The following is a 21386-nucleotide window of genomic DNA, read 5'->3' on the forward strand; positions in this document are numbered from 1 at the left end:
CAAGAAACAAGCATTCGTCATGAAATGCTTGTTTTTGTTTTTAGAATCTAAAGCTAATCTATAGAGAGCGATGATTGTATAAGGATGTGTGAGCTAGAGAGACTTTGAACTTTGAAACGGATGCCTTAACAATTAAAAAGAATGCATCAATCAATTCGTTCTAATGTTGGATACCTTTTAGTGCTTAGGGAACTTTAAAGTAGGTACTGTACAAAAATATTTCCGTGTTCTATAATAAAGATTATATTGAATGAGAAGGAGAGGAATTTATGGATTTAAAATTATCAAATAAGTTGGCTTTAGTGACTGGTTCAACCAAAGGGATTGGTCGTGCGATTGCAGAGAGTCTAGCAGCTGAAGGCACTAATGTTATTATCAATGGCAGATCACTGGATGTTGTTGAAAAAGTAATTGAGGATTTAAGTAAAAAATACCCGCAAAGCGCATTTTATCCGGCAGCTTATGATTTATCAGTAGAAAAAGAACGGCAAGCTCTTTTCCAAGCTTTTCCAGAAGTTGATATCTTAGTCAATAATATGGCGATATTTAACGACGCAAAATTTGAAGAAATAGACTTAGATGAATGGCGCCGTTATTTTGAGGTCAACTCTATCTCTGGGATTGCCTTGGCAAAATTTTATCTTCCTAAAATGCTTGCTAAAAATTCAAATGGTCGCATCATCTTCATTGCATCAGAAGCAGCGATTATGCCAAGTCCAGAAATGCCACATTACTCTATGACCAAAACGATGAATCTGTCTTTGGCGAAATCTTTAAGTCGTGAAACAGTAGGTACGACAGTAACGATTAATACGGTGATGCCAGGTTCAACATTAACAGAGGGTGTCGAGAGTTTACTGGCATCGCTTTATCCAGAGTTGGATTCTGTTGAGGAAAGAAGTCGCGCCTTCATGGTGAACAATCGTCCAACATCAACAATCCAACGTTTGATTCATCCCGAAGAAATTGGCAATTTTATCGCTTATGTGGCAAGTCCTCTTGCAGGTGCCTTTTCTGGCGAAGCACTTCGAATGGACGGCGGACTTGTTCCGACAATTTTTTAGATAAACAAAAAATCATTGGCCATCAAGACCAATGATTTATTTTTTTATTTACGATAGCGTCGTGTCGAATTTTTTAACTCAGCAAGGCTGTAAGGCGTAGGATCAGAGAATGTTTGATCAACATGTGCATCCAGACTTTCTGAGAACATTTCCTCATATTCTGGAATTGAAAGTTTTCTGCGATTGTCTAAAAGGGCTTGATGCTCTGACTTGCGGAGATGCTGCTCAAAGCCTTCAACTAATTGACCAGAGAAAAATTCGGCAACTGTTCCAGAGCCGTAGCTAAAGAGACCAATCTTATCGTCTGCTTTTAAGTTTTCAGCATTTTCCAGTAGAGAAATCAGACTGAGGTAAAGCGAACCGGTATAAAGATTCCCGACGCGGCGATTGTAGGTGATTCCTTTTTCATATTGCGCCAGAAGATGTTCTTGAACTTCAGAACTTTCACCTTCAAGTTGTGGAAGCAGCGCTTTTTTCCCCATCTTAGTATAAGGCGTATGGAAAGCTAAAGCAGCAAAATCAGAGAAACCTAGTCCAGTACGACGTGCATACTCTTGCCAAACCTTAGCAAAGGCTTCAATGTAAGTGGCATTTGAAAACTGTCCATCAACAGTTGGATAAGTGTCACCAAAAGGACGCCAGAAGTCATAAATATCTTGCGTCAAGCTGACAGAGTCATCATTGAGCGCTAAGATATTAGGGTTAGCTGCAATTAACATGGCTACAGCACCGGCGCCTTGTGTTGGTTCGCCACCTGTATTTAGGCCATATTTGGCAATATCTGTCGCGATAACAAGAACTTTGCGCTCTGGATGACGATAAACATGGTCTTTAGCCATTTGTAAGCCAGCTGTTGTGGCATAACAGGCTTCTTTGAGCTCAATGGAACGTGCAAAAGGTTGAATGTCAAGCAAACCATGAACCACAACAGCAGAAGCTTTTGACTCATCAACTGAAGACTCGGTACCAACAATGACCATGTCAATCGCTTGTTTGTCTTCTTCAGTCAGAATTTCAGCAGCTGCGTTGGTCGCAAAGGTGATGAGATCTTGGCTGATCGGATTGACGGCCATTTGGTCTTGCCCGATACCGATATGAAATTTAGCAGGATCAACCTCACGCGCGTGTGCTAAATCAGTCATATCTACATAAGTTTCAGGAACAAAAAAGGCAAGCTTGTCAATACCAATATTCATATACATCCTCCAGTTTATAAGCTTGATAAATTTGTATGCTTAAGCTCCAATTTTACCATAAAAGATTAAAAAATGGAAAAAACTTTTGACTATTTGGGAGGGAAATGTGCTATACTGGGCTTATGAAAGAAATAGTAATTATCGATGCGCTTCGTACGCCTGTCGGAAAATATGATGGTGCGCTGTCAGATAAGACAGCTGCAGAACTCGGTGTTCATGTCGTTAAAAACTTACTTGAACGTCATGAAGATATTAAAGATGACGTCAAACAAGTGATTTTTGGCAATGTACTACAGGCTGGTACAGGTCAAAATATTGCTCGTCAAATTTCAATTAACAGTGGTCTTTCTCACCATGTTCCAGCTTCAACTGTGAATGAAGTCTGTGGTTCTGGTATGAAGGCAGTGATTCTTGCCAAACAACTTTTACAACTTGAGGAAGCCGATGTCGTGATCGCTGGGGGGACAGAATCAATGTCTCAATCTCCAATCATTCGCCACCGTAAATCTGGTGAAGAAGTTCTTACGATGATGTCTGAAGGGTTGGTTGATGCCTTTAACGGTGAATCTATGGGCTTGATTGGTGAAACAATCGCCGAGCAATTTGAGGTTAGTCGTGAAGAACAAGATCGCTTTGCTCAACGTTCACAAGAAAAAGCCCTAGCTGCACGCACAGCAGGCGCATTTGAAAAAGAAATCGTGCCATTTTCAGACTTAGCAGAAGATGAGACGATTCGTGCGAACTCATCACTAGAAAAACTTTCTTCACTGCGTACTGCTTTCAGCGAGAGCGGCAGTATAACTGCAGGTAATTCATCGCCAGTAAACGATGGGGCGTCTGCTTTAATTTTGGCAAGCAATGATTATGCCGAAGCTAAAGAGCTTCCGGTTTTGGCAAAATTATTAGCCAGTGAAGAAGTTGGAATCGATCCTGAGATTATGGGTGTTTCACCAATTAAGGCCATTCGTCAGTTGCTTGAACGTACAGATTTGGATATTGAAGATATTGACCTGTTCGAAATCAATGAAGCTTTTGCTGCTTCCAGTGTAGCTGTAAATCAAGAGCTTAATATTCCAGAAGAAAAAGTGAATATTTATGGTGGTGCTATTGCTTTAGGCCATGCTATCGGTTCATCAGGAGCCCGTATTTTGACAACTTTAGCTTATGCGCTTCAACGTGAAAATAAGCGTTATGGTATTGCTAGCCTTTGTATCGGTGGTGGTCTTGGCTTGGCTGTCCTCTTGGAAAACCCTAATTTAGTTTAATCAATGAATATGAAGAAAAAATTTTACCAAATGAGTCCAGCAGAGCGTCTGGATTTTCTTGACTTAAAGTCAGAAACAAGACAAATTTTAGAAGAAACAGTACTTGATGCGGCTTTAGCAGACAATCTTATCGAAAACCAAGTCAGTGAATTTGAGTTACCCATGGGTTTGGCGCAAAACTTTGTCATTAATGGCAAAAAATACCTCGTCCCAATGGTCACCGAAGAACCTTCTGTGATTGCAGCCGCAAGTAATGGGGCAAAGATAGCTGGAGAATTTCAAACAGTACTTGCAGAGCGGTTAATGCGGGGGCAGATTGTTTTTTATGATGTCGAGCAGGCGGAACAATTAATGCAGACTATTGAAGAAAATCAAGCCGGAATTTTTCGTGCTGCAAAAGAAGCTTATCCCTCCATTGTTAAACGTGGCGGTGGTTTACGACATGTGAGCAGCAGGGCTTTCGAAGCAGAAGGGTTTGTATCCGTTGATTTTAAAGTGGATGTGAAAGATGCGATGGGAGCGAATATTGTGAATGCCATATTGGAAGGCGTTGCTAATCTTTTTCGCACATGGTTTCCAGAGCAAAAAATCTTGTTCAGTATCTTGAGCAATTATGCTACAGAGTCCTTGGTTAAAGTCAGTTGTGAAATTCCCGTTGAGCGACTGAATAAAGGAAATAATGGACAAGAAGTTGCTGAAAAAATTCAGGCGGCTTCACGTTTTTCTAAAATCGACCCTTACCGTGCAGCCACACATAATAAAGGCATTATGAATGGCATCAATGCAGTTGTTCTCGCCACAGGAAATGACACACGCGCCGTAGCCTCAGGAATTCATGCTTATGCAAGCAAGGAGGGGAGTTACCAAGGTCTGGCGGAGTGGCATGCAAAGGACGGCATACTATTTGGAAGCCTTGAGCTCCCCTTGCCAGTGGCCACAGTTGGTGGCGCAGTAAAAGTTTTACCCAAAGCTCAAGCAGCTTTAGAACTCTTAGAAATTACAGAGGCAAAAGACTTAGCACAGGTCATTGCTGCAGTGGGCTTAGCGCAAAACTTGGCGGCCCTACGTGCCTTAGTTTCTGAAGGAATACAGCAAGGACATATGAGTTTACAAGTCCGTGCCTTAGCAATGACAGTGGGCGCTAAAGACGAAGAAATCACTATTTTGAGTGAAAAACTCCGCCAAGAAAAGGTAATGAATCAAGCGATAGCCGAAAAACTTTTGCTGAAAATCCGTCAAAATAATAAATAAAAATGCTGTCAAGTTTTTTTCTTGACAGGACAAAATTTTATGCTATAATAGTTAGGTAATAAAAAATAGAAATAGGAAATATAACATGTCTGTAAAAATTCGTTTAACTCGCATGGGTTCAAAGAAAAAACCTTACTACCGTATCAACGTTGCTGATTCACGTTCACCACGTGATGGTCGTTTCATCGAAACAGTTGGAACTTACAACCCACTTGTAGCTGAAAACCAAGTGACTTTGAAAGAAGAACGCGTTATGGAATGGCTTAACAATGGTGCACAACCATCTGATACAGTTCGTAATATTCTTTCAAAAGCTGGTATTATGAAAAAGTTCCACGAACAAAAATACAGCAAATAATTATAAAAGCGGCAGAGGCCGTTTTTTGTCAATTTCACAATAATTTGGACTATTTTAGTCAGAGTAGAGGTAAGAAATGCAAAAAGATGTGAAAGAACTTGTGATGACTATTGTGAAACCTTTGGTTACAGATCCAGATGCGGTTTCGCTGGAAGTTGTCGAGGGCGAAGAATTTATGGAGTACCACTTAGAAGTGGCTGAAGGAGACATTGGCCGTATTATTGGCCGTCAAGGTCGTATCATTCAAGCCATCCGTACAGTAGTTTACTTTGTACCCGTTGAAGGGAAGAAAGTTCGTCTTTTGGTTGACCAATAAAATATTCTTGTAAACGTATTTTATATTATTGTAGACAAGCAGCCCCGAAATTCGGAGCTGTTTTGTTGTCTTAGAAGAAGCACTGAATAAATGGTTAAAAACATGCCAATTTTGGCTTAAAATGAAAAGTTATTACCCAGCACTCTTAAATAGATGTGTGATGTTTAGTGAAGCATAAGTGAGATATTTTTTGAAAAAGAGTCCTTGAAGTGCAGTGATAGTCTGATTGTGTAGCCATTTTTCCTAGAGTGGATACAGTAGATTCTTAAGGAAGACAGTTGAGAGGTTTAAATTTAGTTTAAGGAATGGTTAACTCAGAAATAAGAAAAAAATAGTAAATTAAAAGTACTGCTTTAAAATTTTTACTAGAAAGCTCCTAATAATTAATAATAATGAAAAGAGGAGGAAATCCATGATTAAGCTATATACGGCAGCAGCTAACTCATCATCACAAAAGGTAAGAAGATGGCTTAAAGAGCATCAACTTGAGTATAAGGAAATAGATTTAACAAAAGATGAACTGACAAAAGAAGAAGTGCTTGCTATTTTTTCTTTAACGGAGGAGGGCTCAGATGATGTGATTACGCGTAGAGGCAAAGCAATACAGAGTCTAAAGGAGGACTTTTACTCACTGACCATTAAAGAACTCATACAAGCCATTGTTGATAACCCGATGTTACTCCGTCAACCCTTAATCATTGATAATAATCATCTTCAGGTGGGTTACCATGAAGAAGATATCCGTAAATTTTTGCCTCGAGAAGTTCGTAAAGTGATGATTAAGGATTTTGCTAAAAAAAGGAAAGCTATGAAATGATATAAGAATATTGGCATAGAAGGGGGGTGAAACAAAAGCCGAGAGAGACTGATTTTACTCAAACCCATAAAAGAAAAAATGCTTGACCATGGAATTTTTATGTGCCGTGGTTGAGCGTTTTTCATTATTTTTGTACCATCATCCCAAGCTCTTTTTGTTAAAAAATTTTGATAGGCTTTCCTATTCTTTGATAAATCTTAAGATTTCACTTGAAAAAACTTAAAGCTTCTTTGATAAATTAAGGTTAGCGTTAAATATAAAGGAGTTTTATGATGCGTAAAAATAAAAGTCGAAAAAGAAAAGACCACGTAATTCTTTTAGTTCTAGTATCAGCTATTGCTGTTGTCTTTGGTCTGCGGTCATATTTTAGTCAAGTACAAACTACTTTTCTACCTGTTCTAGCAGGTGAGCAACAAGAAGCTGAGGTACAAGAAGAGGCGACTATGATTACGATATCTCTGTCAGACATAGTTGATACAAAAAATTTACAACTTGTGAATAGTGAATATGCTTTTGCTTCTAATGGATCTGTACCAGATTTGGTCAGTAGTAATAACGGTCTTTTTTTAAGAACAGATGTTCTAACTGCTGTTTCTAGCCTTCTCAATGATACGCGTAATGCGGTAGGGGGACAGCTCATCCTTAATAGCGGCTACCGAACGGCTGAAGAACAAGAGCAACTTTATTTTAATACAGCAGATAAAGCCTATGTACAAGAAGCTGGACATAGTGAACATGAGACAGGTCTTGCTGCGGATATCGCGATTCAAAATGTCGCTGATGTTGAAAACTCACCTCAATCACAGTACCTTATCAAAAATGCTTGGAAGTACGGTTTTATTCTGCGTTATCCTGGAGATAAGACAGCAATAACAGGCATTGCAAACGAACCTTGGCACTTCCGTTATGTGGGAGAAGTGCACGCCCAATACATGACAGAGCACGAGCTTGTCCTTGAAGAATATATCGAAAGACTAAAAAAGGTAGGAAGTTATCGTTTGAATAAAGGGGGAAAGAACTACACAGTTCGTTACGAAACCCCACATGATAACCAGTTACAGTTACCAAATGATGCGCAATATGAAATTTCAAGCGATAATACAGGAGGTTACATTATCACGAGTTGGAAATAGGAAGTTCAGAAATTAGACTGAGCATCAAAGGAAACATGATAAAATAGAAATTAAGAAAAGTCCGAAAGGAAGGCACATGGTGTATACAGTTTTAGTATGTGATGACGACCAAGATATCCGCAATGCCCTCAAAATATATCTGGAGCAAGAAGATTATCAGGTCTTGCAAGCCAGTCATGGCAAAGAAGCCATAGAAATTATCGCTCAACATGAAGTCCATTTGATTTTACTTGACGTGATGATGCCTGTTTTAGATGGAATCTCGACAGCCGTGAAGATTCGGGAAACTTCAAATATTCCTATCATCTTTCTATCAGCTAAAGCAGAGGATACAGACCGTGTTCTAGGTCTGAAGATGGGAGCTGATGATTATGTCAATAAGCCCTTTAACCCAATTGAATTACTGGCGCGTGTGGATGCAACCTTGCGGCGCTATGCACGTTTAGGCGGTTTAGAAGGGCAAGCGCTTTCTGAGGAAAAATCAGAAAGTCAGTATCAAAACGGCGGATTAGTGCTGGATACTGTTCAGAAGCAAGCGAGGATTGACGGGCGAGAGTTGACTCTGACGGCGATAGAGTACAAGATTTTACAGCTTCTAATAACGCACTTAGACCAGGTATTCAGCTCAGAACAAATCTATGAGAAGGTTTGGAAGGAATCAGCCTTTCAAGCTAGTAAAACAGTATCTGTGCATATTCGCCATCTGCGTGAAAAAATTGAGATTAATCCGAAAGAGCCACAGTACATCAAAGTTATCTATGGTCTGGGCTATAAAATGGTAACGATAAAATGAAAAAGATAATGACAGCCAATTTTACCAAAATTTTTCTTCTTTTCCTTGCCTTTATTTTTGCTCAAAGTTTTTTCCGGGGGTTAAGCACAACTTATAATTATTATATGGCTTCCTTTTGGGGTAATTTTCTTACATTCAATGCGAAGCTTTCAGCCTTTTTGAGCCTTGTTTTTGCCTTTCTTTTTGTACTTTCAATCGTCAGAGATAAGCGGACAAAGCCAATTTCTCCCTCTTTACGACAGCTTGACTTGTCCTTACTGCTCTTCACTAGCTTCTTTAGCATTTTTATGACTTATAACTTGCTAAGGAACTATGAGTCAGGAAGCTTGACCTTCATTCTCTCCTTGCTTACCATGTTCCTTACGGGTCTAGTTTTCTGGGAAGTTTTTCTGCGCATAAAAGAGAGAAATCTACACTTTCTGTGGCCAACGTTTATTAGAAGAATGGCTGAGAAAAAAGCTCTTTTATTCGCGATGGGGCTTCCTTTGGCAGGGATTTTCCTTTATTTTTTAGTCTCTGTTTTGACCTGGTTTGTTATCCCTGTGATGCGGACCAACAGTGGATTGATTGTGCGCATGCCTAACAATCACACGATTTTTAATCATTTACTGCTCTCCTCTTTTTTGGCTCTTTTGTTTGCTGCTATGACTTTTTTAATGGATTTTATCTTGAAAGAAGATCAAAACTATGAAAAGACTAACCAAGAAAAACTGCGTGCCGAACGCTTTAAAGCAGAGTTGATTACAAATATGTCGCACGATATGAAAACACCCTTGACCAGTTTGATTAACTACGTGGATTTACTGAAAAAACTACCTATTGACCAGCCTAAATTTAAGGAATATACCGAAGTTTTAGAACGGAAATCCCTTCGTCTCAAACACTTGATTGTTGATTTACTTGAAGCCTCAAAGATAGGTACAGGTAATGTTCAGCTGAATTTTGAAGCCATTGATGTGACCGAAATGCTGGGACAAATCACAGGCGAGTTTGAGGACGACTTTCTCAAGAAAGAATTAACCCTTGTTCTTCGTTTACCAGAGCATCCTTGTTTTCTCAACATTGACAGCCAGCATTTTTACCGTGTGCTTGAAAATCTTTTGAGTAATAGTTTGAAGTACAGTCTGGAAAAAACACGTGTTTTTCTAGAATTAAGAGAAAAAGAAGGTCAAGTCGAGATTCAGCTCAAGAATACCTCTAAGAACCCGATAGAACTAGAGAGTTCAGAGCTGACCGAGCAGTTTATCCGTGGAGATCGTGCACGTACACAGGAGGGACACGGGTTAGGGCTTTATATTTCGAAAAATCTAGTTGAACTCATGAAAGGACAGTTTAAAGTTCAAGTTACAGGTGATTTATTTGTGGCAGAGCTGACTTTTAGTCCAGAGGTCTAATTCTGATTTTCTGATATTATTTTGCAGATACCATGAGAATTGCTATACTGGATGAGCAACGAATAAAAATGAAAAATAGGGAGAAAACTATGTCTGAGACGATTCGTGTGATTGCAGATAATGTCAATAATTTAAAAAATGTATCGCTTGAGATTCCCAAGAAGAAGATTACCGTCTTTACTGGTGTCTCTGGCTCAGGAAAATCAAGCCTTGTTTTTGATACGCTGGCCGATGAGTCCCAACGTCTTTTAAATGAAACTTTTCCGGCCTTTGTTCGGCAGTTCTTACCTAAATATGAACGTCCCAATGTTGAGCGGATTGAAAATCTTCCAGCCTCTATCGTGATTGACCAAAAAACTCTGGGAGGCAATGCTCGGTCGACTCTCGCGACCATCACGGATATCGCACCTGTTATCCGGCATCTTTTTTCAAGTGGGGGACAGCCTCAACTTGGTGTGGATCATTTTTCCTTTAATCTGCCTGCAGGGATGTGTCCAGACTGTCAAGGTATTGGTAAAAAACTAGAACTTAAAATGGAACTTTTTGTCGATATGGAACGCTCCCTCAACGATGGAGCAGTCCTCTTTAAGCCCTATCAAAAAATTGTCAAAATGTATGTGGAAAATGGTCTTTTTGATGGCGAAAAGCTACTGAAAGACTTCACAGAAGAAGAGCTAGATCGCCTTTATCACGGCAAAGAAGTCGGTAAGATTAAGATGGGCGAATACAATCTTACCTATGAGGGCATAGTTGATAAGTTTAACCGTGGCTTTTTACAGAAAGAAGGAGATTTGTCCGCAGCTGCGCAAAAGACACTGGCAACTTATACGCATGAAGCCCTTTGCCCGACCTGTCAAGGCAAACGACTAAATCAAGAATCTCTAGCGGTACGTTGGTCTGGCTATGGTTTTGCGGACTTGATGAGCATGGAACTTACGGATTTAAGCGATGTTCTGGCTCAACTTGAAGGAACTGAACACCTCAAACAACAGATTGATCATCTTATCGCGCTTGGACTGGGCTATCTCAGTCTTGACCGTGAAACGTCCACCTTGTCGGGTGGTGAGTCACAGCGTGTTAAGTTAGTGAAACATTTGAATAATGCTTTATCAGACATGCTCTATATTTTTGATGAACCTTCTGTCGGTCTGCATCCGAGAGATGTTGCGCGGATTAATGCTATCTTTACGAAGTTAAGAGACAAAGGGAATACGGTTTTGATTATCGAGCATGATCCGGATGTGATTAAGATCGCGGACTGGGTGGTGGAAGTTGGTCCTGCGGCTGGCGTTCATGGTGGGGAGATTATGTTTGAGGGCAGCTATGCGCAACTGCTTCAGTCCGACTGTTTGACAGGGAAACATCTTGCTCAGATGATACCGATTAATGCGACACCTCGACAAGCGACTCACTTTTATCAAGGGAAAGTTTCCAGCGCCAACAATCTTAAAAAGCAAGGGCTTGATATTCCGCAAGGTCTGCTTACCGTTTTGACAGGTGTAGCAGGCTCAGGAAAGTCAACGCTTGTGGAGCATTCACTTAGAGCAGCATACCCCGAAGCTGTCATGGTAACACAAGCCAGTTTGGCTGCTAATAGTCGTTCCAACCCAGCGACTTTTATTGGGATTATGGATGCGATTAGAAAAGCTTTTGCTAAAGAAAATGATGAGAAGCCCAGTCTTTTCAGCTACAACTCAGAAGGAGCTTGCCCTGCTTGTGAAGGCCGTGGTTCTATCGAGTCTAGTTTAGCCTTCATGGAAACAGTAAAACAAACCTGTGAACTTTGCCAAGGCAAACGTTATAAGGCAGAGGCTCTTGCCTTTAAATATCAAGGGAAAGCTATCACGGAAGTACTGGAACTAACGATAGAAGAAGCCCTAGACTTTTTCAAGAGTATTCCAGCCATCAAGAAAAAAGTAAAAGCCATGAACGAAGTCGGACTTGGTTATCTGACTCTGGGACAGTCTACCAGCACTTTATCTGGTGGTGAACGCCAACGCTTGAAGTTAGCCAATGAGTTTTATCAGAAAGGCAATCTGTTCATCCTTGATGAACCTTCGACAGGCTTGCATCTGTCCGATATCAGCCGTTTGATGAAGATTATGAATCATTTTGTTGAGCAAGGCAATACCTTGATTGTGATTGAGCATCAGCTGGATATTATTCGTCAAGCGGATTGGATTATTGACGTGGGTCCAGAAGGTGGTTCAGCAGGTGGCGAGGTAATTTATGCAGGACCACCGGCAGGATTACGAGAGTGTGCAGCTTCACTTACTGCCCAATACCTCTAATAGGAGAAATGAAAATGTTACAAGTCGTTTTGCATATCAATGAAAACCAAAAATGGCAAGCCCTTCTGTCCAATGTAGAAAACTTTCAAATCTGGCTAGCAGAGCGCAAGGAAGCAGGAAATATTGAAATTTTAGTGAATGGAGAAGCAGTCGACAAAGTTCTTCAGGACTCATCCGTAAATCTTGCGAAAGTTTTAAAAACAGGTGTAAAAATTGCTGTGTGCCAAAATTCTTTAAATGCGCGCGCTTATACACCAGAAATGCTGCAAGAAGGTTGCACAGTTGTCCCAGCTGGTATCGTGGAACTCGTCCAAAAACAGCATTTGGGTTTTGCTTATGTTAAACCATGAGCGGCTCAGAGACTTCACATACAGAGAGGTTTGCAAAACTTTGTGAACACAAGAGTAAGAAAAGCGTCACATAAGTTGCGCTTTTTTTATCGTTTCTAGTAAGGGTGCTGATTTTTAAGCGTCTTTCTGATTGCATTAGGTTTCAGTTCTCTTATTTGCTAAAATAAAACTATGGGAAATGATATTGTGAACAATAATGACTTTGGTTTTTTTGTTGTCGGTTTGATTTTGACTGCTATTTTTGCTTTTATGTCACTCTTTTTTTGGTGGAAAAGAAAGCGACTGCGCGATTTACGAACCTTGACACTAGGACGTTTGACTTTTTTATATTTATTTTGTTTGCTTGTGGCATTAAATGGTCTACTTGGATCGATGCTTGTTTTGACCGATGGTGGGCGCAGCATTTGGCTGTTTTTATTAGGTATTGAAGTTGTAGTTTTTATGATTTTTTCAATGTTTCTTGGGCTAGTTATTCCTCTTGGTATCGTTATTCTTACAGTAAAGATGTGGCGGCGTGAAACGAGGACTGTGGCTAATCTTCTCCTTCCAATAGTTGTTCTTTTTTTCTTAGTTATTGATGGTATTTTTCTTGCTATGGGCAATTTACCAGAGCACTGGCAATGGCTTTCCGTTTTGAGTTGGGTTTTTCCTCTCTTGTCACTTTATTTGGCTTGGCAGTTTACAGTCTTTTTTCTATCAAGTTGGGTGTATGGCAGACGCACACGTAAACTTGAAGCAGCTTTTCATGTCGTGCTCGGTGCGGGCTTGATTGATGGTGAACGTGTCGGAATATTACTTGGAAACCGTATTAAAGCAGCAGTTCAAGCTGTTCGTGATGACCAAACTATTGTGGTTTTTTCTGGTGGCCAAGGAACAGATGAGAAAGTATCGGAAGCCTCAGCTATGCAAAAATATGCCCACGAAGAGCTTGGTTTTCCATCCGAGCGTACGCTTTTGGAGGAAAAATCACGTACAACATATGAAAATCTAGTTTTCTCATCAGAATTAATCAAGGCGAGATTTCTTTTCTTTACATCAGATTATCATGTTTTTCGAGCAGCTCTTTTTGCAGCCGCTCTTGGCTTAGAGGCAGAGGGTGGCAGAGGCGGAAAAACTGCAATGTATTATCGTGTTCCGGCATTTATCCGTGAGTTTATTGCGGTGTTAAATACCGAGAAAAAGAAACATATGATTTGGGTGGCAACAATTATTGGCCTTCTGTTTATTATTACGGTGATACAGCTTTTTCTTTATTATTATGTGCCCTAAAAGTTTTAAATAAATATAGCGAGCAGCTCCCTTGATATGAAGCTGTTTTTTTAGTTTTACGTTTTTATGTAAAACATTACAAAAGTGTAAGCGTCATTTCTTTAATATTGCTTTATAATAAAAATGTGCCTGAATGAAGCGGGAAATATATTTCATTGAAATAATTCAGAGAATAGGGGGGCTGCTTCGGACACGTAAAAACAGTAAATAATGAAGGAAAAGAAAGTGACAATGAAAAAAACTATAAAACTAATGCTCGGAATACTTGCTCTGGCTATAGCTTTACCGACAGGCGCTTATCTCTACTACAATCATGTGTGGCACGGTGGTGACGTAACCTACACCCAAATTACCAGTGCAGGCGTTGAAAAACCATGGAAGCAAGAGGGTGGAGGTCTGAGCGTTCTTTATGATTATGCAGGAACGCAGTATGATGAAGAAGGGCAAGCTCAGGAGGTTCCACTCATGGCCAGCAAGCAACTCCGCCAAGGCGCTTATCTGAAAGTGACTTATAATCAAAAACGAAAGCTCATCACCAATTGGTCAGAAATCACCAAAGCACAAGTCCCGAAAAAAGCTCTGGAACAGCTTGAAAAGTAAAGACAAACAGACAAGAAAGGAAGAAATCTAGTCACTTAAAGATTAGATTCATACATTAAACCATGCTCTTAGAAGTAAAACACCTTAAAAAAGTTTTCAAGACACGTTTCTCTAAGGAGGAGACAACAGCCCTTAGTGATGTTGACTTTACTGTTGATCAGGGTGAATACATCGCCATCATGGGAGAGTCAGGTTCTGGGAAAACGACCCTGCTGAATATTCTGTCCACACTGGAAAAACCGACTTCAGGACAAGTCTTACTCCACGGAAAAGATATCACCGCCATCAAGGATAAGGACTTGTCTGCTTTTCGTCGGCGTCATTTGGGCTTTGTCTTTCAAGATTTTAACCTGCTGGATACGCTCAATGTTCGTGACAATATTTTTCTGCCGCTTGTCCTCTCGAAAGAAAATATCAAAACGATGCAAACAAGACTGGCGCTGCTGGCACCGAAACTGCAGATTGACGACCTGCTTGAAAAACAGCCTTTTGAGCTCTCTGGCGGACAGAAACAGCGAGTTGCTGTAGCACGAGCACTTATCTCACAACCTGATCTTATCTTGGCTGATGAACCAACAGCTGCTTTGGATTATAAAAACTCAGAGGCGCTTCTCAACCTTTTTGAAGAAATTAACAAGAGTGGTCAAACCATCATTATGGTTACCCACTCGAGTTTGGCGGCTAGTCATGCCAAGCGCGTGCTCTTTATCAAGGACGGTATGCTGTATCATCAGCTCTATCGTGGAGAAAAAACGTCAACAGCCTTTGCTAAGGAAATCACGCTCTCGATGACAGCTTTCCTTGGCAGTACAGAAGTACATGATACGAAAGGAGTTCAAGATGCTTAGTTTTAAATTGGCTCAGAAAAACATGAAAAAGGGTTTTCAAGCTTTTACGCCCTTTCTGATGGCTTCTGTCACGATGTTTGTCATGCTTTTTGTGACGGCTTCTATTGGGCTGTCACCAACTATTGAAAAGCTTCCCGGTGGTAATTCTGTCGCTCAGCTGATGGGCTTTGCCTTACTTGTGCTCATCATCTTTTCCTTGATGATTTTAGTGTACAGTTATCGCTTTCTCCAGTTGCAGCGCTCGCGGGAGTTTGGCTTGTATGATATCCTAGGCTTTGGTAAAGCCAGTATTATCAAGGTTGCTTTTTGGGAACTTTTATTTACCTATCTTACAGCCACTCTTATCGGTACGATTGTGGGGATTGCTTTTGCCAAATTCCTTTACTTGATTTTTGTCAATCTTATCGGTGGTGACTATTTTAATCTAATAATTAGTCCCTTAGCGATTGTTTTAGTGGCAGGGATTTACTTGTTCTTTTTCTTGCTTTTACTTGTTATTGGGGCTGTGCTTATCCTTAAAAGTTCAAGTTTGGATATGCTTCGTGAAGAGACAAAAGGCGAGAAGGAGCCCAAGTCCAATGTCTTCACGGCACTTCTTGCTTTGCTTTTTCTAGCTGCGGGTTATTTTATCGCCTTGACGGTGGATAATCCTATCGTGGCATTGTTACGATTTTTCATTGCTGTTCTTTTGGTGATTTTTGGGACTTATTTTTTCTATGTGAGTTTTACCATTTGGTACCTCAAACGCAAGAAAAAACAGGATTCTTACTATCAACCGCATCATTTTATTACCATCAGTTCGATGCTGTATCGGATGAAGGCTAATGCTGTCGGTCTTGGAAATATCACAATCTTACTGTCGATGACGGTGGTGACTGTTGTTGTCAGTTTAGGAGTATTTTTTGGAACAGCAGATATGGTAGAAAACCAGTTTCCAAAAGAGGCACAGATTATTTCGACTCAAGAAAACAATTCCCGTGCAGAACTGACGGCTCTGACGGAGCAGATTGCTGCGGAGAGCGGTGTGCCTATCGAAAATCTTTCCAGCATCTATGTCTCGCAAGATGTCGAAGCCAGTCGTGCAACTTCAAGCGCGGACCAATTTGTCACACAAGAAGAGCTGGGCAGTATGCTGGATGAAAACCATTATTTGATGACCATGACGACTGCGGAGAGTTTGGTATCTTTGGGAAATAAAGATGTACAACATTTGTCTGAAAATCAAGTGCTGCTGGTTGACTTATCAGATGGGAAAGCCTCATCCGCCGGTATCAAGACAGTCAACTGGCACGGACAGACCTATCAAGTTGCTGGGCATCTGACAGAACTGAAAAACTTCCCCGCAGAGATGACCATGTCAAACTCACTCATGCTGGTCTTTGCAAATGAAGCTACGCTCAACCAGGCTTTATCAGCCTATAATCAGTCCAATTATGCTGAGAATACTCCAGGCATGAACGAATCAGCTATGACTTTAACCCTATTTGACCTCCCAGAAGCAGACCAAGCAAGGTTTGAAACAGCTTTTAATGAAAATCAAGAAGCGCAAAGGGCTTATAATGTCCTCACTTTCCGCAGTCAAGCCTTGCAAAATCAAAAAGCACAGATCGGAGGCTTTGTCTTTATTGGCTTTGTTCTGGGAATCAGCTTTATCCTCGGTGCAGCCTTGATTATCTACTATAAGCAGCTTTCTGAAGGTACACAAGATAAAAGGAGCTTCAAAATTCTTCAAGAAGCAGGCTTTTCCAAAGAACAGGTTCAGAAAACTATCCGTTCACAGGTTCGTATGATTTTCTTCTTGCCACTGCTGGTCACCGTCCTGCATTTTGCAGGTGCTTATCGTATGATTAGTCAGATGATTATGCTTTTTGGGGTGACGGATGGTCGCTTAACACTCATCATCAGTCTGATTACTTTAGCTGTTCTATCCGGAATTTATTATCTTATCTATAAGGCAACCAGCCGTGTTTATTATAAGATAGTGAAGCGGTAAGTTGCTTCAGCCGTAAATCATGTGGTCTTCTTGAGGAAAAGTGATAAAATAGTAAAAAACAAAGGAGATACAAAAATGGGACTTTTTGATTTTGCGAAAAACTTGGATTTGGGGAGCTTGACTGACCAAGCGCAAGAGCTTTTAGGCGGGAATGTTGTCGAAACACTTTCTAATGCAGTCGGTGGCGACTTGTCAGAAGTAACCAATAATGTGGCGGAAAATGTGCCAGCAGACTTAGCTGACCAAGCAGGAAATCTAGTAGACGGGGCGCGTGAAAATGCGAGTGGTCTACTAGACACTGCTTCTGAGCAGTTACCTGATCTTGGCGAGCAGGCAGGTGGAGCAGTAGAGGGACTTAAGGACTTGCTTGGTCTGTGAAAAAATATATGTGCTTGATTGAGGCGAGAGAGGAAGAAAGCAGCGAATGGAATACAGACTAAGTGGAAAAATCAGCGAAAAAGCATTTTATGAGATGCAGCGCTTCAATGTGCGAAAAGCAAAGCTTGTATTTTTACTTGTCTTCAATCTTGTGATATTAGCTGTATTTTTGCGGGACAATGCTTATGATTCTTTGTTTTTCTGGATTTTCACTGCTTTCTTTTTACTGGCTTTTAATTTTTTGCTCTCTTTTTTGATGAGGTATACTCTCAAAATCAAGAGCAGAAAAGCCTATAGGAGTGGTAAGAAACTGAATGGTCTTCCTCGACAAATCCATATTACTGCACAGGAAATCCAGCAGAACACATCTTTTTCGACTATGACCATAACACCTGACATGGTCTACAAGGTAGCCCATAATAATGATCGGGAAATCTACATCTATTTGGCTACGAATCAAATATTGATTTTGAGCAAAGACTGGCTTGAAAATGGAGAATGGGCGGATTTTATAACTTTTATTAAGAAGAACTGGGAACCTAAAAAATAAAGAATAAAAACCATTAGAAAATTGAGTGCAGGCAAAAGTTAGAATGTTAGTCCAACTTTTTTGGAGCGCACCAAATGTCAATGGTTTTTTACTGTATTCCCCTAGCAATAAGAGATGCAAGGGGTGTAATAAGTGATATGGGAGTAGAATTTCGTCTAAAATAGCCGAATTTGAAGACATGATCTGCGGCGTATAAGGAAATAATACATGAATTGTGTTAAAATATCAGTATGACAAAATTTTACAATGTAGGCACAATAGTGAATACACAAGGACTTCAAGGAGAAGTACGTGTAATTTCAGTTACTGATTTTGCTGAGGAACGTTTTGCAAAAAATACAGTTTTGGCTCTTTTTGACAAAAAAGGAAATTATGTCCAAGATTTGAAGGTTAAAACGGCGCGTAGACAAAAGAATTTTTATATCATTAAATTTGAAGGATTATATCATATCAACGAAGTTGAAGCCTTTAAAGATTTTAGTTTAAAAATAGCCGAAGATAAGCTAACAGAACTGGATGAAGGCGAGTTTTACTATCACGAAATCATTGGTCTAGACGTTTATGAGCAGGACAAATTAATTGGTCAGATTAAAGAAATTTTGCAACCAGGGGCTAATGATGTTTGGGTGGTCAAGCGTAAAGGAAAACGTGATTTGCTTCTCCCCTATATCCCACCAGTAGTGTTGAATGTAGATTTAAAAGCTAGAAGAGTTGATGTAGAAATTATGGAAGGTTTAGACGATTAAGATGAAAGTCGATATTTTAACAATCTTTCCACACATGTTTGACTCACTTAACCAGTCTATAGTCGGTAAAGCTCAGGAGAAAGGCCTGCTTGAACTCCATACGCATGATTTTCGTGAAAATGCGAGTAACAAGCAACGCCATGTAGATGATATGCCCTATGGCGGTGGTCATGGGATGCTTCTTATGCCTCAGCCCATCTATGATACAATGGATAAAATTCCTCATGAAAATGCGCGTGTCATTTTGCTGGATCCGGCAGGAAAACGTTACAACCAAAAAATGGCAGAAGAACTGGCGAAAGAGGAGCATTTGATTTTTATATGTGGGCATTACGAAGGCTATGATGAACGTATCAAAGACTTAGTAACTGATGAAATCTCTCTTGGTGATTTTGTTTTGACAGGAGGGGAAGTAGCAGCTACAGTTATTGTTGATTCCGTCGTACGCTTACTTCCCGGAGCTTTAGGCAAGGCAGCGAGTCATGAAGACGATTCTTTCTCGTCAGGATTACTTGAGTATCCACAGTATACACGACCAGAAGATTTTCGAGGCAAAAAAGTCCCAAGTGTGTTAATGTCTGGTCATCATGAAAATATTCGTAAATGGCGTTTGACCGAGAGCTTGAAAAAAACTTTAGCACGACGTCCGGACTTATTGGAGAAATATGAGCTTAATGAGGAAGAGCAACAAATTTTGAATCAGCTCAAACAGGAAAGTGAAAGTTCTTTATGATGTGGAAAAATTACATTTGGGATTTTGATGGGACACTTTTTGATACTTATCCTGTTATGCTAGAAGCATTGAGTGAAGCTATGAAACAGTCTTCCGTAGAATTTCCTGGGGACTTAGAGGCTTATGTTAAGCGTTTTTCGATTCAGAAATTTGCACATGAATTTGCCAATCAGGATTTTTTGGACTTGTATCACAAAATAGAAGCAGAGCGTCAAAAGAATCCTCAAGCTTATGCCGAAATTCCTAAAATTTTGTCAAAAATTGTTGAAGATGGGGGACAAAATTTTGTCCTAAGTCACCGTGATAATTCTACTTTTGAATATCTAGGTGATTTAAAAAAATACTTCACGGAAGTAATTACGAGCAAGCAAAACTTTGAACGTAAACCAAGCCCTGAAGCCTTGGAATATTTACTCAACAAATATAAACTTGTGCCAGAAGAAACTGTTATGGTTGGAGATCGCCCGCTGGATATTGAAGCAGGAAGAAATGCAGGCATTGCAACTGTGCTCTTGGATGAGAAAGAGTACTTTGGAGACATTGCCGATAAAAAAATAAAAAATTGGAGTGAATGGAGATGACATTAACATTAGAACGCGACAAGGAATTTGTAAATCAATTTCACTATGACGCACGTAATTATGAGTGGGAAAAAGAAAATGGAACACCTGAAACAAACATTAATGTACAGTTTCAGCTACTTCCGCATGAGCAGATTCCCCAAGGAAAAGTTGCGGCAGAGGATACAGCAATTTATGCGATTTTAACATACATGATTCCATTAGAGAATATTGTATTGTCAGGTATGCTCAGTCAGCTTAACTATGTTCGCGGACGTCAAGTAAAAGAGCAATCGGAGTTAGCTCAGGAGGAAATGGCACAACTTGCTGCTCCACTTTTTGATTTATTGAAACGTTTAGTGTACGAAACAACAGAGGTTGCCCTTGATCAACCGGGCATTAACCTTCAATTTTAAGGATTTTTTCAAGATTATTTATTATGAAATTAGCAATTATTACAGATACTTCAGCAGATTTTGCTGAACAATATAAAAATCGTGACGACTTAATCATTTTGGAAATCCCTATTTCTATTGAGGGAAAAGAGTATAGACCAAGTGAAATGACACATCAAGAGTGGTACAAACTTATGGCTGCTACTTCAGAAGTTCCTAAAACCTCCCAGCCGAGTGTTGTTGAGTTAGAAGAAATACTGAAAAAACTCAAACAAGAGGGATATACTCATGTTTTAGGAATTTTCTTGAGCTCAGGAATCTCTGGTTTTTTCCAAAACGCCTTTTATTTACAAGATGAATTTGAAGATATGGTCGTGAAATTCCCTGAAACATTTATTACATCCAGTCCTCTTGGCTACATGATTGAAACAGCTTTAGATGCAGCTGACGCTGGAAAGTCTTTTGAAGAGATTGTTGAACAGTTCGAGTACCAAAGAGACCATGATAATGCATTTATGCTTGTAGATGATTTGCACTGGCTAGCTAAAGGAGGACGTCTTTCACGTGGAGGCGAACTCCTCGGCACATTGCTTAATATCAAACCCATTCTACAATTCTCAGAAGATGGTAAAGTTGTAGTATATGACAAGGTAAGAACAAGCAAGAAAGCCACATCAGAACTTAAAAAACTTATGCTTGCGAATAGTGACCCCAAAACTCATAAAGTTTATGTTTTACATGCCGATGCAGAAGAACGCGCTAAGGAGCTTTACGATTTTGCCAAAAAGCATGGTTATGACGATGTAGAAATCGTAACGTTTGGTCCAGTTATTGCAACACATCTTGGCTTGGGAGCTATTGCTTACGGCTTTTCTCCTAAGAAAGGATGATTTGTATAAAAATAAAAAAGGATGTTATCAGTGTATAGCATGTTTTTTTATTTTGTTGTAAAAAAAAGAAACAGGATTGTACAGCTAATGTAACCGGAAACATTAAAAAAGAATCTGGAGGAGGAAACAAAAATTCTCAGCTTTTGTTTGACTTTAGTTTGAAAAAGCATTAAACTAAAGTTGTTGTTATATGCAT

The 21386-nt window shown here is 39.9% G+C and carries 23 protein-coding genes; 22 read left to right on the forward strand and 1 reads right to left on the reverse strand.

Annotation, left to right across the window (positions count from 1 at the left end):
- Positions 1-269: 269 nt before the first annotated feature.
- Positions 270-1064, forward strand: coding sequence for an SDR family NAD(P)-dependent oxidoreductase (locus ACGHCK_RS01335; RefSeq protein ID WP_251421018.1), 795 nt, complete (start codon positions 270-272; stop codon positions 1062-1064).
- A gap of 44 nt (positions 1065-1108) precedes the next feature.
- Here ACGHCK_RS01335 and ACGHCK_RS01340 read toward each other — a convergent pair whose 3' ends face one another.
- Entirely contained in the window at positions 1109-2260 is a 1152-nt protein-coding gene (locus ACGHCK_RS01340) for a hydroxymethylglutaryl-CoA synthase (protein WP_251421016.1), read from the reverse strand.
- A 122-nt stretch (positions 2261-2382) separates the two neighbouring features.
- On the opposite strand from ACGHCK_RS01340, the gene ACGHCK_RS01345 reads away from it, so the two are divergent.
- From ACGHCK_RS01345 to ACGHCK_RS01445, 21 genes are all read left to right on the forward strand, one after another.
- Positions 2383-3525 (forward strand): thiolase family protein, encoded by a 1143-nt coding sequence (locus ACGHCK_RS01345; protein ID WP_202231390.1) that lies wholly within the window; start codon positions 2383-2385, stop codon positions 3523-3525.
- Positions 3526-3534: 9 nt separating this feature from the next.
- Positions 3535-4776, forward strand: coding sequence for a hydroxymethylglutaryl-CoA reductase, degradative (locus ACGHCK_RS01350; RefSeq protein WP_251421015.1), 1242 nt, complete (start codon positions 3535-3537; stop codon positions 4774-4776).
- An 85-nt stretch (positions 4777-4861) separates the two neighbouring features.
- Positions 4862-5134, forward strand: a complete 273-nt coding sequence (gene rpsP, locus ACGHCK_RS01355; RefSeq protein ID WP_202231392.1) for a 30S ribosomal protein S16 — start codon at positions 4862-4864, stop codon at positions 5132-5134.
- Positions 5135-5210: 76 nt separating this feature from the next.
- The gene (locus ACGHCK_RS01360) at positions 5211-5450 is read left to right on the forward strand and encodes a KH domain-containing protein (protein ID WP_202231393.1); all 240 of its coding nucleotides are present in this window, start codon (positions 5211-5213) and stop codon (positions 5448-5450) included.
- 412 nt (positions 5451-5862) lie between these two features.
- Positions 5863-6267, forward strand: coding sequence for a Spx/MgsR family RNA polymerase-binding regulatory protein (locus ACGHCK_RS01365; protein WP_251421013.1), 405 nt, complete (start codon positions 5863-5865; stop codon positions 6265-6267).
- Between the two features lie 269 nt (positions 6268-6536).
- Positions 6537-7400 (forward strand): M15 family metallopeptidase, encoded by an 864-nt coding sequence (locus ACGHCK_RS01370; RefSeq protein ID WP_251421012.1) that lies wholly within the window; start codon positions 6537-6539, stop codon positions 7398-7400.
- A 76-nt stretch (positions 7401-7476) separates the two neighbouring features.
- On the forward strand, positions 7477-8193 hold the full coding sequence (locus ACGHCK_RS01375; RefSeq protein WP_202231396.1) for a response regulator transcription factor: 717 nt from the start codon (positions 7477-7479) through the stop codon (positions 8191-8193).
- Positions 8194-8636: 443 nt separating this feature from the next.
- A complete protein-coding gene (locus ACGHCK_RS01380; RefSeq protein ID WP_251421010.1) occupies positions 8637-9587 on the forward strand; it encodes a sensor histidine kinase in 951 nt (316 codons plus the stop codon).
- Between the two features lie 89 nt (positions 9588-9676).
- Positions 9677-11878 carry an excinuclease ABC subunit UvrA gene (locus tag ACGHCK_RS01385; RefSeq protein ID WP_271328081.1) on the forward strand — a complete coding sequence of 734 codons (2202 nt, stop codon included), beginning with the start codon at positions 9677-9679 and terminating at the stop codon, positions 11876-11878.
- A gap of 8 nt (positions 11879-11886) precedes the next feature.
- Positions 11887-12228 (forward strand): DsrE family protein, encoded by a 342-nt coding sequence (locus tag ACGHCK_RS01390; RefSeq protein ID WP_286927466.1) that lies wholly within the window; start codon positions 11887-11889, stop codon positions 12226-12228.
- Positions 12229-12399: 171 nt separating this feature from the next.
- A complete protein-coding gene (locus ACGHCK_RS01395) occupies positions 12400-13497 on the forward strand; it encodes a YdcF family protein (protein WP_369917867.1) in 1098 nt (365 codons plus the stop codon).
- Between the two features lie 231 nt (positions 13498-13728).
- A complete protein-coding gene (locus ACGHCK_RS01400; RefSeq protein ID WP_271328080.1) occupies positions 13729-14097 on the forward strand; it encodes a YxeA family protein in 369 nt (122 codons plus the stop codon).
- A 62-nt stretch (positions 14098-14159) separates the two neighbouring features.
- Entirely contained in the window at positions 14160-14945 is a 786-nt protein-coding gene (locus ACGHCK_RS01405) for an ABC transporter ATP-binding protein (RefSeq protein WP_251421000.1), read from the forward strand.
- On the forward strand, positions 14938-16938 hold the full coding sequence (locus tag ACGHCK_RS01410; protein WP_251420998.1) for an FtsX-like permease family protein: 2001 nt from the start codon (positions 14938-14940) through the stop codon (positions 16936-16938). The genes ACGHCK_RS01405 and ACGHCK_RS01410 overlap by 8 nt, the downstream gene beginning before the upstream one ends.
- 75 nt (positions 16939-17013) lie before the next feature.
- On the forward strand, positions 17014-17316 hold the full coding sequence (locus ACGHCK_RS01415) for a hypothetical protein (RefSeq protein WP_251420996.1): 303 nt from the start codon (positions 17014-17016) through the stop codon (positions 17314-17316).
- A 46-nt stretch (positions 17317-17362) separates the two neighbouring features.
- Positions 17363-17866, forward strand: coding sequence for a hypothetical protein (locus ACGHCK_RS01420; RefSeq protein ID WP_251420994.1), 504 nt, complete (start codon positions 17363-17365; stop codon positions 17864-17866).
- Positions 17867-18096: 230 nt separating this feature from the next.
- Positions 18097-18612 carry a ribosome maturation factor RimM gene (rimM, locus tag ACGHCK_RS01425; RefSeq protein WP_251420993.1) on the forward strand — a complete coding sequence of 172 codons (516 nt, stop codon included), beginning with the start codon at positions 18097-18099 and terminating at the stop codon, positions 18610-18612.
- Between the two features lies 1 nt (position 18613).
- Complete coding sequence (gene trmD, locus ACGHCK_RS01430) at positions 18614-19345, forward strand: tRNA (guanosine(37)-N1)-methyltransferase TrmD (protein WP_251420991.1); 732 nt, start codon at positions 18614-18616, stop codon at positions 19343-19345.
- On the forward strand, positions 19342-19926 hold the full coding sequence (locus ACGHCK_RS01435; protein ID WP_202229318.1) for an HAD-IA family hydrolase: 585 nt from the start codon (positions 19342-19344) through the stop codon (positions 19924-19926). Before trmD ends, ACGHCK_RS01435 begins: the two co-directional genes overlap by 4 nt.
- Positions 19923-20321: a DUF1149 family protein gene (locus ACGHCK_RS01440; RefSeq protein WP_202229320.1), complete on the forward strand. Its 399-nt coding sequence runs from the start codon at positions 19923-19925 to the stop codon at positions 20319-20321. The genes ACGHCK_RS01435 and ACGHCK_RS01440 overlap by 4 nt, the downstream gene beginning before the upstream one ends.
- A 23-nt stretch (positions 20322-20344) precedes the next feature.
- A complete protein-coding gene (locus ACGHCK_RS01445; protein WP_202229322.1) occupies positions 20345-21190 on the forward strand; it encodes a DegV family protein in 846 nt (281 codons plus the stop codon).
- The last annotated feature ends 196 nt before the right edge of the window (positions 21191-21386 follow it).

It is taken from the genome of Lactococcus muris, assembly GCF_042849115.1.
GTDB lineage: Bacteria > Bacillota > Bacilli > Lactobacillales > Streptococcaceae > Lactococcus > Lactococcus muris.